The following is a 14528-nucleotide window of genomic DNA, read 5'->3' as shown; positions in this document are numbered from 1 at the left end:
GCGTGTCTGTTCCAGCCGGCTCGTACCGGCCGGGTTATGAGCTGGTGGCCGAGCAGATCCTGCAGCTCATCGCGGAACTCGAGCTGCGGCCCGGTGACCGGATGCCGACCGAGAACGAGCTGGCCGCTCAGCTGGGTTCCTCCCGCACCATGGTGCGGGAGGCAGTCAAGATTCTGTCCGCGATCGGACGGGTCCGGGCCCACAAGGGCCGCGGGCTCTACGTCGCGGACGACGACGGGATGCTGGGCTCCGGCCGCTGGGGCGGGTTCTTCCACCCGACCGATCTCGACCACGTCTACATGCTGTTCGAGTTCCGCCGCGTCCAGGAGACCGCTGCCAGCCGGCTGGCAGCGACCCACGCGACCCCCGGCGAACTACGCTCCATCGAAACCGCCGCCGAAACCTGCCGGCAGGGCTACCTGAGCGGGCAGGCCACACTGTTCGACCGCGGCGACGACGACTTCCACCTCGGCATCGCCACCGCGTCGCACAACCACTTCCTGGTCGCCTCGGTGCGCGAGGCCCGCCGCCTGCAACGCCAGTCCACCGTCATCGGCCTGCACGGCACCGTCGGCGGCCACGCCGCCGAAGCCATCGAGGAGCACGCTGCCATCTACCAAGCGATCCGCGACGGCGACCCGGAGGCGGCGGCGCAGGCCACCGCCGTCCACCTCGACAAGACCCTCGACGACTACCGCCGCGAGATCCAGCGCCGCGTCTTCGGCTGATCCCGTCACGCAACGGGCTCTGGCGTCGCGTGTCGATCGCGGCGAGTCGCGTCGGCAGCTCGAAGAGTCAGCAATAGCACCGGTACGGCGAGCAGCTGGATGGCAGCGCCGAGCAGGTACGACGGTCCGTAGCCCCACACGTCGGCGGCCCGGCCGAGGACCGGCTGGATGACGACGCCGCCGGTCGAGGACAGCAGGTTGTCCGACGACAACACGGTGGCTCGCTGTGCCGTGGGGATCCGCGCATTCAGGTAGGCCTGCCGGATCGGGCTGGTCGCTGCGGACAAGATCGCCCAGACGGTCAGCAGGATCAGCACGGTCCAGAAGCTGTGCGCCAGGCCCATCCCCACCAGGACGATCACGGTACCGACCGAACCGATCAGCAATACCGACGTACGGCGCTTGAACGTCTTTCCGATCAGCGATGCCGACGCGCCGCCGATGATCTGCGCTCCCGCGACCAGCGCGGCCGATAGTCCGGCGACCACGTAGGAACCGCTGTCGCCGTACAGCTGCAACAGGTACGGCTGGGCGGCGTAGAAGCCGTAGCCCATGACTCCGGCGGCGAACGGTGCGGCGAGCATCACCCAACGGACCTGCGGTTTGCGCAGTCCGTGGTCCAGCGACTCCCGCAGGATGTCGCTCATCCCGGCGACGACCGACTGGCGTGGCTTCGGCGTGAATCCGACATCGCGCATCTGGCGCCACGCCACCACGAACGCGACCGCGAGCAGCAGGGCGCGAGCGACGTACGGGACGCCGAGGTTCGTGACCTGCGCCAGTACGCCACCGGCGATGGTGCCGCCCAGCATCGCGAGTCCGCTCGCCATCTGGCCCTTGCCGAAGGCGGCCTCCAGCGAACCCGTGTAGCCGGTCGCCTGCAGACCGTCGACCAACCACGCCTCGGTCGCGCCGCTGAAGAACGTGAACCCGAGTCCGAGCAGCATCGACACCACCGCCCAGGCCGCGAACGGCGCGCCGACCTTCCACAGCAACAGGTAGAGCAGCGTCGATCCGAACAGCGTCGCCGTGCCCAGCAAGTACGACGTACGCCGGCCGACCGAGTCCGCGATGACCCCGGTCGGCACCTCGAAGAGCACCATCCCGACCGTGAAGAACGCGTTCGCCGCGAACGCCGCACCGACGCTCAAGCCGGCGTCCAGCAGGAAGAGGGTGTTGATCCCCCAGATCATCGACGAGGCGCCGGTCGACACCGCCGACAGTACGACGTAGGTCCGCAACAGCTGATCAGCCCTCATCACAGCTCCTCCTCCAGGGGGTCCGGTCAGCTGCAACGTCGGAGCCACCGCGACGACCTCGACATCCCCGCACGTTTCCCGGCCGGGTACAGTGCGGACCTGACGTTAAACTTAGGCAGAATCGATGCACCCGGGTGGAGGTCAGCGTTGGTATCGGTTGATGCTTGGCTGGAAAGACAGGTGCGGTGCTCGCGCGGGCTGGTGCAGGAGTTCGCGGCGGCGCGGAGCGCGGAGTACTTCACCGCCCCGGACACCGAACTGCTCGGCGAGATGACGAAGAACTTCGTCGGCCGCGGGAAGTATCTGCGGTCGACGCTCGGCTATCTCGGCTGGCTCTGCGGGCAACCGGAGTCCCCCGCGGCTGTGAGTGCGACCGCCAGTCTGGAGCTGCTGCACGCGTTCGCGCTGGTTCAGGACGACGTGATGGACGACTCGACGTCGCGACGTGGCGCGGCCTCGGTGCACGAGCAGCTCGCCGCCTGGGCGCGCACCACAGGCAAGGTGGAGCACCCAGCCAAGTTCGGCGAGTCGGCGGCGGTGCTGCTGGCCGACCTGTTCCTGGTCTGGTCCGAACGCATGCTGCGCGAGTGTGGCCTGCCCGACGAGGCGCTCCGGCGGGCCTGGCCGATCTTCGACCTGCTGCGGAACGAACTCGCGGTCGGCCAGTTCAGCGATCTCCTGAACGAGAACCCGCTGACCGCCGAGCTGGACGCCGTTCTCGACGTCGCCCGCCGCAAGTCCGGCAACTACTCCGTACGGCGGCCCCTCGAGCTCGGCGCGTCGTTGGCCGGGTGCACGCCGCACGTGATGACCGCGCTCCAGCGCTACGGATCGGCGATCGGGGAAGCGTTCCAGCTCCGCGACGATCTGCTCGGCGTGTTCGGCGATCCCGCCACCACCGGCAAGCCGCTCGGGGACGACCTGCGCCAGCACAAAGCGAGCACCATCATCGTCGCCGCCCGCAACTTGGCGGACGACGCGCAGGTCCAACAGATGCGTGTGCTGGCCAAGACTCAGCCGGCCTCGAGCTACGACGAGCAGGTGTGGATCGCCGACTGGCAGAACCTGATCAGCTCCTGCGGAGCGATCGGCTGGGCCGAGGACCGGATCGACGCGTTGGTCGACGAAGCCCAGACTGCTGTCGATTCGATCGCGGAGCTGCCGCGGGAGGTTCTCTTGCGGGTCGCCGATCAGTGCACACGCAGGCAACACTGATGCGAACCATCAACGGGCGCACCGATCGGGTCGTCGTGGTCGGGGCCGGTCTCTCCGGCCTGGCAGCAGCGTTGCATCTGTGCGGTCGCGGCAGGACAGTGACGGTGCTGGAACGCGCGGCGGTCCCCGGCGGACGCGCCGGCCGGCACAACATCGACGGCCATCACTTCGACACCGGTCCCAGCGTCCTGACGATGCCCGGCATCCTCGACGACACGTTCGCCGCTGCCGGCGTCGACCGCCAGGACCTCGTGCCATTGACCGAACTCGACCCGATCTACGACACCCGGTTCGCGGACGGCCGCAGCCTCCGCGTCCACCGCGACGCCGACGCGATGACGGATGCCGTCCGTGAGTTCGCCGGTGCGCGCGACGCCGCGGGCTACCGCGAACTCCGCGACTGGCTGCAGACCTTGTACCGCGTCGAGTTCGACCGTTTCGTCGCCTCGAACTTCGATTCGCCCCTGTCGATGCTGACACCGCAGCTGGCCCAGCTGATCGCGCTCGGCGGCTTCCGGCGACTCGACGCGGCGATCGCCCGCTTCATCTCCGACGAACAACTGCGCCGGGTCTTCACCTTCCAGTCCCTGTACGTCGGTGAGTCGCCGCAGACCGCCCTCGCCCTGTACGGGCTCATCACCTACATGGACACGATCGGCGGAGTGTTCTTCCCGGCCGGCGGAGTGAGCGCGATCCCCGACGCGCTCGCACACGCCGCCAAGACCGCGGGCGCGACGATCGAGTACGGCGCGACCGTGGCCGCGCTCGAGCGACGCGGTTCGCGGGTCACCGCCGTACGGACTAGTGACGGTCGCAGTTATCCGTGTGACGCGGTTGTGCTGACCACCGAACTTCCCGTCTCCTATCGCCTGCTCGGCCGCACGCCGAAACGGCCTCTGCGCCTCCGACCGGCGCCCTCGGCGTTCGTCGTCCACGCTGGTCTTGATCGTCCGCTGCCGGACATCGCCCACCACACGCTGTCCTTCGGTGCCGCCTGGGAGTCGACGTTCCGCGAGCTGATTGCGACCGGTGAGCGGATGCGCGATCCCTCACTGCTGATCACCCGACCGACCGCGACCGACCCCACCCTCGGCCCGCCCGGTCGCGACACGTTGTCGATCCTCGCGCCGGTGCCGAACCTCGATCACCCGACCGTGCCGGACTGGGATCGCGACGGCGACCAGTACGCCGACGGCCTGATCAGCCTGGTCGAGGACCGGATGGCTCCCGGGCTCCGCGAGGCGGTCACCGTGCGGCACGTGATCACTCCGGCCGACTGGGCCCGCCAGGACATGGTCGCGGGTACGCCGTTCTCGTGGTCGCACTCGTTCGCGCAGACCGGACCGTTCCGGCCGGGCAACTTCCCGCGCGGTACCGACAACGTCGTACTGGCCGGTGGCGGTACGGCGCCCGGCGTCGGGGTACCGACCGCGTTGCTGTCCGGGCGGCTGGCCGCGGACCGCATCACCGGACGACCGACAGGACGGACGCGATGACCTCGGAACTCGACGCGGCGCGAATCACCGATCCCGATCTCCGGCACGCCTACCAACGCTGCCGGCAACTCAACTCCCAGCACGGCAAGACCTACTACCTCGCCACCCGGATGCTCACGCCGGCCCAGCGGCCGGCGATCCACGCGCTGTACGGCTTCGCCCGGTACGTCGACGATCTCGTCGACCTGCCGCCGGCGGGAGCCACGACCGATGATCTCGCCGAGGCACTTGCGGACGTATCGGCGGCACTGGCCCACGGCCGAACCGGACCCGATCCCGTCCTGCGCGCGGTCGCCGACACCATCGACCGGTTCGAGATCGAGCAGAGTCTGTTCGACGACTTCATGACCTCGATGCGGATGGATCTCACCGTCGAGCGCTATCCGACCAGGGCGGATCTCTACCGCTACACCCGCGGCTCGGCCGAGGTCATCGGTCTCCAGGTTCTGCCCGTGCTCGGCACCGTCGTACCGGCGGATGAGGCAGCACCGGCCGCGGCCGCGCTGGGCCTCGCCTTCCAGCTCACCAACTTCCTGCGGGATGTCGCCGAGGACTACGAGCGCGGCCGGATCTACCTCCCGCTGGACGAGCTCGCCGCCTGCGGCGTCGACGAGGACCGGATCGGGTGGTGTGTGCGGAATCGTCGCGTCGACGACCGCGTCACCCGCGCACTGAAGGAACAGATCGCTGCCACGCGAGCAGTCTATGCGAAGGCGGTTCCGGGCATCGATCAGCTGGCCGAGGTTTCGCGCCCGTGCGTCCGCACCGCCTACGTCCTCTACTCCGAAATTCTCGAGCGCATCGAAGCTTCGGCGTACGACGTGTTCTCCCGCCGAGCGTCCGTCGGGAGCCGGCGCAAGCTGGCGGTCGGCGGCAGCGCGCTGCTCGAAGCGATGTGGGTACGGCGGCGCTACCGGGTGGCCGCCGGATGAGCGGGCACGCGCAGTACCTGCTCGTGATGGCTGCCTGCGTCGCGGTCACCGTGCCGCTGGAGCTGATCGGCGCGCGCGTCTACCGCCGGCCACGCCGTTGGTTGCGTGCGCTGTTGCCGGTGCTGATCGTCTTCCTGATCTGGGACGCGATCGCGATCGCTGCCGGGGTGTGGAGCTACAACCCGGCGTACGTCACCGGCTGGCGGTTGCCCTTCGCGATCCCGGTCGAGGAGCTGGTGTTCTTCGTCGTCGTACCGACCTGCGGGCTGCTGACCTATGAGGCCGTCACGCTGATTCTCGGGCGGTTCAAGTCATGACCGGCATCGGCTACACCGTCCCAGCGATCGCGGCCGTGCTCGTGGTGATCGCCTTGGAGCTCGCTGTCTGGCGGACCGGCTTGTTCCGGCGCCCGGCGTACTGGATCAGCATGGTGATCGTGTTCGGCTTCCAGATCCCGGTGGACGGCTGGCTCACGAAACTGTCCGCGCCGATCGTGCTCTACAACCCTGACCACGTGTCCGGGTGGCGCTTCCCATGGGACATTCCGGTGGAGGACTTCGCCTTCGGGTTCGCGCTCGTCACCGCCGTACTGAGTCTGTGGGAACGCCACCGGACCCCAACCAGAGAAGAGGATTGATGCCGCGCTCCGATGGACTTCCGCGCACCGAGGTGCCGGCCGCGTTCGATGCCGGCGCGCGGGCCTACGACCGGCTGGTCGGCGCGAACCCGGGCTATCACCACCACCTGCGCTTGTCGGCGCAGCGGCTCGGCCTGCCCGGCGGCGGCGCCGGTCTTCGGCTGCTCGACGCCGGCTGCGGCACCGGGGCGTCGACCGCGGCCTTGCTGACCGTCGCGCCGGCTGCGGAGATCGTCGCCTTCGACGCGTCCGCGCAAATGCTCGACCAGGCCCGCGCGAAAGACTTCCCGTCGTCGGTGCGCTTCGTGCACGCGACGCTGGACGAGTTTGACGCCGACGGCCAGTTCGATGCGTGCCTGGCCGCCTATCTGGTGCGCAACCTGCCGGATCCCGATGCCGGCCTGCGGAAGCTGCACGGCCTCCTACGCCCTGGAGGCCGGCTCGCCGCTCACGAGTACTCGGTCGCCGATTCGCGGCGGGCTCGCGCGGTCTGGGATGCCGTCTGCTGGAGCATCATCATCCCCGCGGGGCGGCTCGCCACCGGCGACGGCAGCCTGTACCGGCATCTGTGGCGGAGCGTCCAGCAGTTCGACGGCGCCAGGGCGTTCACCCAACGCCTCCAAGCTGCGGGGTTCGGGGACGTCACCGAGCACACCATGCCCGGCTGGCAACGCGGCGTCGTCCACACCTTCACCGGGGTCCGATGAACCGATCACCCCGTACGCCGACCGATCCGCGGCAGGAACGTCTCGCTCCACCACCGCCGATCGGCGCACCGAGTTCGCCGGTCGTGGTTGTGGTCGGAGCGGGTATCGCCGGGCTGACCGCGGCCGTGGCGTTGGCCGAGCGCGATGTCGAGGTCCACGTCCTCGAGCGGGAGGACTACCTCGGCGGTCGCGTCGGCGCTTGGCCACACCGGTTGAACGACGGCACCGAGATCACCATGAGCCGCGGCTTCCACGCGTTCTTCCGCCAGTACTACAACCTGCGTGCACTGCTGGCGCGCACCGATGCGAGCCTCAGCAGGTTGACGCCGGTCGAGGACTATCCGCTGATCGACCGCGCCGGACGCGTCGACCAGTTCCGCGGACTGCCGCGCAAGCCCCCGTGGAACGCGATCGCCTTCGCGCTGCGGAGCCCGACGTTCAAGCTGACCGATCTGCTGCGACTCAACGGCCGCGCCGCACTCCCCCTCGCCACGGTCAGGGTTCCCGACATCTACGAGCGGCTCGACGACCTCAGCGCCGAGCAGTTGCTCGACGCAATCAACTTCCCCGAACCGGCACGGCATCTGGCCTTTGAGGTGTTCTCCCGCAGCTTCTTCGCCCGGCCTGGTGACCTGTCGGCCGCCGAGCTGGCCGTCATGTTCCATCTGTATTTTCTGGGGTCCTCCGAAGGCTTGCTCTTCGACGTCCCCAACGACACGTTCGCCACCGCGCTCTGGGAACCGTTACGTGACTACCTTGTGAGCCTTGGCGCCGACGTACGAACCGGTACGCCGGTGCAGAGCGTCGAGCGCGGCGGCGATCGCCGGTACCGCGTTCACCTGGCCACCGGCAGCATCGACGCCGACGCCGTCGTGCTCGCCACCGACCTGGGCGGCCTCCGCCAACTCGTTGCCTCCTCACCCCAACTCGGTACGACGACCTGGCGGGACACGATCGCCGGTCTGCGGACCGCGCCACCGTTCTTCGTCCATCGGCTTTGGCTGGACCGACCGGTCGATGCGCATCGGCCGGCGTTTCTGGGAACCGGCGGGTGGGGCCAGCTCGACAACATCTCCGTCCTCGACCGCTACGAAGGCGAAGCCCAGCGCTGGGCGCGGCAGCACGGAGGCTCGGTCGTCGAGCTGCACGCCTACGCTGCCGCGCCATCGGGCACGCGCGACTACCCCGACCTCGCGGACGACCTGCTGTCGATGCTGCGAACGATCTATCCCGAAACAGCGAGAGCCACCGTGGTCGATTCGGTCTCGTTGTGGCGGGACGACTGTCCGCTCTTCGCACCCGGCAGCTTCACGTCGCGGCCGCGTGTCACGACGCCGGACGACGGGATCGTGCTGGCCGGGGACGGGATTCGGGTCGACCTTCCGGTGGCACTGATGGAACGTGCCGCGACGACCGGACTGGTGGCGGCCAACGCCCTGCTGAGTAGCTTCGGCCTGCGCGGGCACGAGGTGTTGAGCGTGCCCAACCGCAGCCGCATCCGTGTGCTGGACCGCTTCGCCACAAGGAGTTGATCATGACCAAGTCCGACAGTCTGCTCGGCCGGCGGTGGCCGGCCTCGTGGCCGGTGCAGTGGGTGCCGAAACCACCGTGGTCGCGGCAGGAACCGACGTACCGGGACGCATCGCCCGCGCTGATCGAGGCGGCCGTCAAGCGAGCCGGCAGCCGCCCGTCGGGGAACTGGTTCGCGATCGCCGCGAGCCGTGAGATCAGCACGCGCAAACCGATCGGGCTCGAGGTCGCCGGAGTCGAACTGGTCGCCTGGCGCCGGTCCGACGGCAGCCTCTGCATCGGCCCGGGTGCGTGCCCGCATCTGGGCGCACCGCTGGCGCTGGGCGCGATCGAGGGTGATCGGCTGGTCTGTCGCTGGCACGGCCTGGCCGTCGGCGCGGACGATGATCGCAACGGCTGGCTGACCTATCCGAGCCACGACGACGGTGTCCTGTGCTGGGTGCGGCTCGACCGGGTCGGCCGCGAAAATCCCACCGAGTTGCCGCCGGTGCCGGTGCGCCCCGATGCGCACCGTCTCGACGCGGTCGCCACGATGATCGGGCGCTGTGAACCGATCGACATCATCGCCAACCGCCTCGATCCCTGGCACGGCGCGTGGTTCCACCCGTACTCGTTCTCCGATCTCGAGGTGCTGCAGGTTCCCGAGGACACCGGCGATCCCGCCGATGACCGGTTCATCGTCGATGTCACGTTCCGCCTCGGCGGGCCGCTCGGCGTACCGGTGCGGGCGGAGTTCACCTGTCCTGGGCCGCGGACCGTGGTGATGCGAATCCTGGAAGGTGAAGGCGAAGGCAGCGTCGTCGAGACCCATGCGACGCCATTGGGAGCAGGACCAGACGGCCTCCCCCGTACGGCGGTCATCGAGGCGACCGTCGCGGCTTCGGAGCGACCGGGATTCCAGCTGGCGCGGAGAGCCGCGCCGCTGCTCCGGCCTGCCGTGCAGTGGTCGGCCAAGCGGCTGTGGCGTGACGACCTCGCGTACGCCGAGCGCCGGTACGCCCTGCGCAGCCAGGGTCGCTGAACCGTCAGCTGCGGGCTTGGGCCACGGGACGACGAGTGGTCAGCACCTCGGCTGCCTCCGAGAACTCCGACAACGTCCGCAGCGATCGCGTCCAGCCGGGGCCGGCCGCTTCGACCTCGTAGCCGAGCCTCAGCAGTTGGCGGCGAAGGTCGGCCTGCCCAGGTTGCCGGCGCAGCGCCCACAACACGACCGTGCTGGGCGCGGCCCGCTCAGCGGCCGCGACAACCGCCGGTTGGTTCGCGTCCGGCCCGAGCAGCAACGCAGGTTGTGAGCGCTCGAGCAGGACCGCCTGCAACATGGTCATCGGCAGCGTGTGCCGCTCCCCCGGACAGCACACCAGCAGGACGGGATCGTTGCCTTCCCTGCGCAACTCCCGGCCGCTCACATAGCGCTCGACCGCCTTCTCGACCGCGCCGGCGAGCATGATCTCGAGATCCGTGCAGTCGGCGAACTCGTCGAATCGGCGGCCCAGCCGCCGATAGGCCGGACTCACCAGCTCGTTCCAGGTGCCACTCGCGCCTCCGCTCGCGAACGACTTGTCGAGCAGCTCCTCGACCTCCGCCAAGCGGAAGGACTCGGCCGCCGTCAGCAGCGCATCGACCGTCGGTTCGGCGCCGGTGCCGGAACGTCTGGACCGGCTCAACCGCGCGGCGTCCACCGCCGACGTACCCTGCCCGATCAGCAGCTGCATCCGGCGCAGCCGATCGACGTCGTCCTGCGAGTAGCGCCGGTGCTGACCGGCGCTGCGCTCGGACGGGCCCACGCCGTACCGGCGCTCCCAGCTGCGCAACGTCACGGCCGGGATGCCGAGCATCTCGGAGACCCGGCCTACCGGCCAGACCAACCGCGAGACCTCGAGCTCCGGAAGGTTGTGACGATCCATACCCCTATCATGACAAGTCCGAAATGTATTCGGAAGTTGTGCATCAGTCACCTCAGGGACCGGCGGTCAGGGTGGCCATGATGTGGCGGGTGCGGTCCCTGAGCAGGCGGTGGGTGCGGTCGTGATGGTTGCGCGGGTGCCAGGCGCAGCCGAGCGTGACCGTCGGCAGCACGAGCGGAATCGTGAAGGTGCGCAGGCCGAGGGTCTCGAGCATGTGCCGGCCGAGCCTGGCCGGCGCGACACAGACGGCATCGGTTTCCCGGGCCAGGAAGAGCGCCGTACCGAAGCTCGGGACGACGGCGACGATCCGCCGCCGCAGACCGAGGCCGGCGAGCTGGTCGTCGATCGGTCCGTGCGCCTCGCCGCGCCGGGACATGACGATGTGGTCGGCGGCCGCGAACCGCCGAGCGGTGACGGTCTTGAGTTTCGCCAGCGGATGCTCGGGCCGGACCACGCCGACCAGCGTTTCCGTGGCCAGCGTTTCCGAGTGGATCTCCGGATCGCCGGACCGGATGGTCCCGATCTCCAGGTCCACCAGTCCTTCGCGCAGCGGCTTGGTGTCCTTGAGGCTCTCGGGCCGGAGCCGCAGCGAGATCCCCGGCGCCTGAACGCGCAGGTCGTCCAGCAGAGCCGGGACGAACGTCGTGGACAGCATGTCGCTGACCTGCAGGTCGAACATCCGTACGGCGGTCCGCGGATCGGCAGCGTTCGACGGCGCGAACAAGGCCCGCGCCCGATCGGCGATGGCATGCACCTCACTCCGCAACTCGAGCGCCCGCGGGGTCGGCACCAGATCACGCCCGGCCCGGACCAGCAACGGGTCGTCGAACGTACGCCGTAACCGGGCCAGCGCGCGGCTCATCGCCGGCGGTGAGGTGTGCAGCCGCTCGGCCGCCTTGGTCACGCTGTTCTCGGCCAGCAACGCGTCCAGCGCCTCGATCAGGTTCAGATCGACGTAGTCCATCCCCCGATTATCACATTCGAAATCCTGGGCTACCGACATTGCACTGGTGTTAACCCGGCCCGCTTCCTAGCCTCGAAATCACTGACCGTGAAGCAGGAGGACGACATGCAGGCTGTTGTGATCGGGGCCGGAATCGTGGGTTTGACCACCGGGCTGGCGCTTCGCCGGGCCGGCGTGGAGGTGACGATCTATGAGCACGCGCCGGAGATCCGGGCCGCCGGCGCCTCGCTCGGCTTGTGGGCGAACGCGCTGGCCGTGTTCGACGAACTCGGCATCGGGGACCGGATCCGGGCCATCGGCAAACCCAGCGCGATGTACTTCCACGACCCGGCCGGGAAGCGCCTCGATCCGCCGGAGTTCGGTGTCGAGGACCACCAGTTCGTGCTCGTGCCGCGGTCGGAGCTCAACGATCTGCTGGCCGATGCGGTCGGCCGGGAGAACATCCGGCTCGGCACCGGCTTCGCCGGGTACGACGAACACCCGGACCACGTCACCGTGCGGCTCACTGACGGCAGCAGCGCGGCGGCCGACGTACTGATTGGCGCCGACGGCACCTATTCCGCGGTGCGTGCTCAGTTGGTGCCAGGCAGCGCTGCGCAGGAACATGCCGGTCACCACGCCTGGCGGGCGGTCATACCGCCTTCCGGCATCGAGCTGTCCGAGAACCGGTTGCTGCTGGGCACCCACGGCACCCGGGGCGGCTACCTGCTGAACTACGACGGTGCCGTCTATTGGCTGGTGAACCAGTTCAACTCGCCGCCGCTCACTGGTAGCCGTAAGCAACAAGCTCTGGACCGAGCGGCCTTCCTGGACAAGGGAATCCTCACCGACCTGATCGCCGCGACGCCCGACGAGCTCATCCTGCACAACCAGATCATGCTCGTTCCGCCGCTGCCGCGCTGGGTCTCCGAGCGCGTCGTACTGGCTGGGGATTCGGCGCACGCGATGTCGCCGCACATCACGGCCGGCGCCACGCTCGGCATCGAGGACGCCGCGCTGCTCGGTCGGCTGCTCGTGCCGGGCGGCGACGTACCCGAAGCCCTCGCTGCTTATGAGGCGAGCCAACTCCCCCGGTACGCCGACGTGGCGCGACTGTCCGCGGCCGTCGAACACGCACCCACGCCGGAGGAGTTCGCGCGCACCTACGCCGCATTCACGCATTGGATGATCACCCAGTGACTTTCAGCGTGGAGGTCGACGTACTGGTGCCGATGCGGGACGGCATCGCGCTCGCCACCAATCTGTGGCGACCGGACGGACCTGGGCCGTTCCCGGCGCTGCTGCTGCGCACTCCCTATGGGAAGGACGACGCTGAGCTGTACGGGAACCCGAAACTGCCGGACGTGTTCGAGCTCGTGGCCGCCGGCTACGTCGTCGTCGCGCAGGACGTTCGCGGGACCTCGCGGTCATCGGGTCTCTTTGAACCGCATGTCCATGAAGCCGCGGACACGCTCGACACACTCGCCTGGCTGACCGCGCAGCCGTGGTGCGACGGCTCGGTCGGCATGTGGGGCGGCTCGTACATGGGCTTCAGCCAGTGGCTGGCTGCTCCGCACGCCCCCGTCGCATTGCGCGCGATCGCACCGACGATGAGCTCCGCCGATCCGTACGCCGCTCCGTGGCGGTCCCCCAGCGGTGCGCTGTCGGAGGACGCCGTACTGACGTGGGGTGCGCGCTTCCCCGGTTGGGTCGACACCGTCGGAGCGCACCCAGAACGCGACAGCTTCTGGCAGGCGATCTCCGCGAGCGATGACTACGACCGCATCACCGTCCCGGCCTTGCAGGTCGGCGGCTGGTACGACGTCTTCATCCGCGAGACTGTGCGGTCGTACGCGATGATGCGACAGCACGGTGGAAGCGCCGCGGCCCGTGATGGCCAGCGACTGCTGATCGGCCCCTGGGCCCACGCGGACGGTATGGATCTGGGCACCTTCGCCGATCGATCGTTCGGACCGGCGAGCAGTATCAAGGCCGCCGGTATCACCGACGAGCACCTGCGGTTCTTCGACCGTTGGGTGCGCGGCCGGACCGATCGTCCGGAGGAACCGCACCGCGTCCGGATCTTCGTGATGGGGATCGACGAGTGGCGCGACGAGCTGGACTGGCCGTTGCCGGATACCCGCCGTACCGGGTTCTTCCTGGCAGGCAACGGCGTGCTGACGCGGGAAGCGGCAGAGGTCGATGCCGTGAGCACCTATCGCTACGATCCGGAGCAGCCGGTGCCCAGTGCCGGAGGAACAGTGCTCGGCGCATCCGCCGGTCCGGCCGATCAGTCGGCCGTCGAGGCGCGTGATGACGTGCTCTGCTTCAGCACCGACGTTCTGGAGCACCCGGTTGAGGTGACTGGCGAGGTCACACTCGTGCTGCACGTCTCCTCATCTGCGTCGGACACTGACTTCACCGGCAAGCTGGTCGACGTACATCCGGACGGCAAGGCCATCGTGTTGTGCGAGGGCATCCAACGCACTCGCCACCGCGAACCGGGTGAGGTCTATCAGCTGACCATCGACGTGGGCGTGACCGCAAATGTCTTCCGGCCCGGACATCGCATCCGGCTCGAGGTCTCGTCGAGTTGCTTCCCGCGTTACGACCGCAGTCCCACCAGTGCCGTCATTCAGGTCCACCACGGACCGGCGCATCCGAGCCGCCTGGACCTGCCGTTGATCGAGCGCGCATGAGCGATCTGACCGACCGCATAGCCATTGCCGACGTGGTTGCCGCCCTCGCACACGCCCAGGACGACCAGGACTGGGCCGCTCTGCGGCAACTCTTCGCCGACTCCGTGGAGCTCGACCTGTCCACCCATCACTTCGGCCAACCACCGCGGACCACGCCGGCCGACGAGTTGGTGCGGCTCGCCCGCTCAACGCTCGCAGGCTTCGACTGCACCCATCACGCCGCCACCAACCTGGCCGTGCATCTGGTCGGCGACACCGCCGAGTGCCGCACGCACATGGTTGCCTACCACCACGTTCCGGCCGACCCCGGCGTCATCGACCACTGCACGATGCGCGGCTACTGGCGGCTCACGCTTCAGCGGGTCGCCGGGCGCTGGCTGATCCATCGGTGGGCGGTGATCCGCAGCGCGCCCTGGGAAGGCTCGCCGGACGTCTACCAGCTCGCGGCCGAACTTCAGTCTGCCAAGGAGAAATGACG

General features: G+C 68.9%; 15 protein-coding genes. 12 read left to right on the top strand and 3 right to left on the bottom strand.

Features of this window, described 5'->3' with window-relative positions:
• The first annotated feature begins 2 nt into the window (after positions 1–2).
• Positions 3–728 (top strand): FCD domain-containing protein, encoded by a 726-nt coding sequence (locus ABZS29_RS20605; RefSeq protein WP_355463868.1) that lies wholly within the window; start codon positions 3–5, stop codon positions 726–728.
• Positions 729–733: 5 nt separating this feature from the next.
• Here ABZS29_RS20605 and ABZS29_RS20600 read toward each other — a convergent pair whose 3' ends face one another.
• Complete coding sequence (locus tag ABZS29_RS20600) at positions 734–1987, bottom strand: MFS transporter (protein WP_355463867.1); 1254 nt, start codon at positions 1985–1987, stop codon at positions 734–736.
• 180 nt (positions 1988–2167) lie between these two features.
• Here ABZS29_RS20600 and ABZS29_RS20595 point away from each other — a divergent pair, with 180 nt between their 5' ends.
• The 8 genes from ABZS29_RS20595 to ABZS29_RS20560 are packed head-to-tail and all read left to right on the top strand — an operon-like array spanning position 2168 to position 9525.
• Positions 2168–3202 carry a polyprenyl synthetase family protein gene (locus ABZS29_RS20595; protein ID WP_355463866.1) on the top strand — a complete coding sequence of 345 codons (1035 nt, stop codon included), beginning with the start codon at positions 2168–2170 and terminating at the stop codon, positions 3200–3202.
• Positions 3202–4698 carry a phytoene desaturase family protein gene (crtI, locus tag ABZS29_RS20590; protein WP_355463865.1) on the top strand — a complete coding sequence of 499 codons (1497 nt, stop codon included), beginning with the start codon at positions 3202–3204 and terminating at the stop codon, positions 4696–4698. The genes ABZS29_RS20595 and crtI overlap by 1 nt, the downstream gene beginning before the upstream one ends.
• Entirely contained in the window at positions 4695–5630 is a 936-nt protein-coding gene (locus tag ABZS29_RS20585; protein WP_355463864.1) for a phytoene/squalene synthase family protein, read from the top strand. Before crtI ends, ABZS29_RS20585 begins: the two co-directional genes overlap by 4 nt.
• Entirely contained in the window at positions 5627–5947 is a 321-nt protein-coding gene (locus ABZS29_RS20580) for a lycopene cyclase domain-containing protein (protein WP_355463863.1), read from the top strand. Before ABZS29_RS20585 ends, ABZS29_RS20580 begins: the two co-directional genes overlap by 4 nt.
• Positions 5944–6267 carry a lycopene cyclase domain-containing protein gene (locus ABZS29_RS20575; protein WP_355463862.1) on the top strand — a complete coding sequence of 108 codons (324 nt, stop codon included), beginning with the start codon at positions 5944–5946 and terminating at the stop codon, positions 6265–6267. Before ABZS29_RS20580 ends, ABZS29_RS20575 begins: the two co-directional genes overlap by 4 nt.
• Positions 6267–6974: a class I SAM-dependent methyltransferase gene (locus tag ABZS29_RS20570; RefSeq protein ID WP_355463861.1), complete on the top strand. Its 708-nt coding sequence runs from the start codon at positions 6267–6269 to the stop codon at positions 6972–6974. The genes ABZS29_RS20575 and ABZS29_RS20570 overlap by 1 nt, the downstream gene beginning before the upstream one ends.
• Positions 6971–8506 (top strand): NAD(P)/FAD-dependent oxidoreductase, encoded by a 1536-nt coding sequence (locus ABZS29_RS20565; RefSeq protein WP_355463860.1) that lies wholly within the window; start codon positions 6971–6973, stop codon positions 8504–8506. Before ABZS29_RS20570 ends, ABZS29_RS20565 begins: the two co-directional genes overlap by 4 nt.
• Positions 8507–8508: 2 nt before the next feature.
• Positions 8509–9525, top strand: a complete 1017-nt coding sequence (locus ABZS29_RS20560) for a DUF5914 domain-containing protein (RefSeq protein ID WP_355463859.1) — start codon at positions 8509–8511, stop codon at positions 9523–9525.
• Between the two features lie 4 nt (positions 9526–9529).
• On the opposite strand, the gene ABZS29_RS20555 is transcribed toward ABZS29_RS20560, so the two are convergent.
• Positions 9530–10408, bottom strand: coding sequence for a MerR family transcriptional regulator (locus ABZS29_RS20555; RefSeq protein ID WP_355463858.1), 879 nt, complete (start codon positions 10406–10408; stop codon positions 9530–9532).
• 52 nt (positions 10409–10460) lie between these two features.
• Positions 10461–11372 carry a LysR family transcriptional regulator gene (locus ABZS29_RS20550; protein ID WP_355463857.1) on the bottom strand — a complete coding sequence of 304 codons (912 nt, stop codon included), beginning with the start codon at positions 11370–11372 and terminating at the stop codon, positions 10461–10463.
• 105 nt (positions 11373–11477) lie between these two features.
• Here ABZS29_RS20550 and ABZS29_RS20545 point away from each other — a divergent pair, with 105 nt between their 5' ends.
• Genes ABZS29_RS20545 through ABZS29_RS20535 form a run of 3 tightly spaced genes read left to right on the top strand, consistent with a single transcriptional unit; the run spans position 11478 to position 14526 of the window.
• Positions 11478–12551, top strand: coding sequence for an FAD-dependent oxidoreductase (locus tag ABZS29_RS20545; protein ID WP_355463856.1), 1074 nt, complete (start codon positions 11478–11480; stop codon positions 12549–12551).
• Positions 12548–14050, top strand: a complete 1503-nt coding sequence (locus ABZS29_RS20540; protein ID WP_355463855.1) for a CocE/NonD family hydrolase — start codon at positions 12548–12550, stop codon at positions 14048–14050. Before ABZS29_RS20545 ends, ABZS29_RS20540 begins: the two co-directional genes overlap by 4 nt.
• The gene (locus ABZS29_RS20535) at positions 14047–14526 is read left to right on the top strand and encodes a nuclear transport factor 2 family protein (RefSeq protein ID WP_355463854.1); all 480 of its coding nucleotides are present in this window, start codon (positions 14047–14049) and stop codon (positions 14524–14526) included. The genes ABZS29_RS20540 and ABZS29_RS20535 overlap by 4 nt, the downstream gene beginning before the upstream one ends.
• The last annotated feature ends 2 nt before the right edge of the window (positions 14527–14528 follow it).

Source organism: Kribbella sp. NPDC005582 (assembly GCF_040605415.1).
In the GTDB taxonomy this organism is placed as follows: domain Bacteria; phylum Actinomycetota; class Actinomycetes; order Propionibacteriales; family Kribbellaceae; genus Kribbella.
Note: the sequence above shows the minus strand (reverse complement) of the source record. Positions and strands in the feature narration are given on the sequence as shown.

Bases quoted from the DNA above. Each gene is read 5' to 3' on its own strand.
- ABZS29_RS20600 (WP_355463867.1), bottom strand. From the start codon at position 1,987: ATGAGGGCTGATCAGCTGTTGCGGACCTACGTCGTACTGTCGGCGGTG.
- crtI (WP_355463865.1), top strand. From the start codon at position 3,202: ATGCGAACCATCAACGGGCGCACCGATCGGGTCGTCGTGGTCGGGGCC.
- ABZS29_RS20585 (WP_355463864.1), top strand. From the start codon at position 4,695: ATGACCTCGGAACTCGACGCGGCGCGAATCACCGATCCCGATCTCCGG.
- ABZS29_RS20580 (WP_355463863.1), top strand. From the start codon at position 5,627: ATGAGCGGGCACGCGCAGTACCTGCTCGTGATGGCTGCCTGCGTCGCG.
- ABZS29_RS20575 (WP_355463862.1), top strand. From the start codon at position 5,944: ATGACCGGCATCGGCTACACCGTCCCAGCGATCGCGGCCGTGCTCGTG.
- ABZS29_RS20570 (WP_355463861.1), top strand. From the start codon at position 6,267: ATGCCGCGCTCCGATGGACTTCCGCGCACCGAGGTGCCGGCCGCGTTC.
- ABZS29_RS20565 (WP_355463860.1), top strand. From the start codon at position 6,971: ATGAACCGATCACCCCGTACGCCGACCGATCCGCGGCAGGAACGTCTC.
- ABZS29_RS20560 (WP_355463859.1), top strand. From the start codon at position 8,509: ATGACCAAGTCCGACAGTCTGCTCGGCCGGCGGTGGCCGGCCTCGTGG.
- ABZS29_RS20555 (WP_355463858.1), bottom strand. From the start codon at position 10,408: ATGGATCGTCACAACCTTCCGGAGCTCGAGGTCTCGCGGTTGGTCTGG.
- ABZS29_RS20550 (WP_355463857.1), bottom strand. From the start codon at position 11,372: ATGGACTACGTCGATCTGAACCTGATCGAGGCGCTGGACGCGTTGCTG.
- ABZS29_RS20545 (WP_355463856.1), top strand. From the start codon at position 11,478: ATGCAGGCTGTTGTGATCGGGGCCGGAATCGTGGGTTTGACCACCGGG.
- ABZS29_RS20535 (WP_355463854.1), top strand. From the start codon at position 14,047: ATGAGCGATCTGACCGACCGCATAGCCATTGCCGACGTGGTTGCCGCC.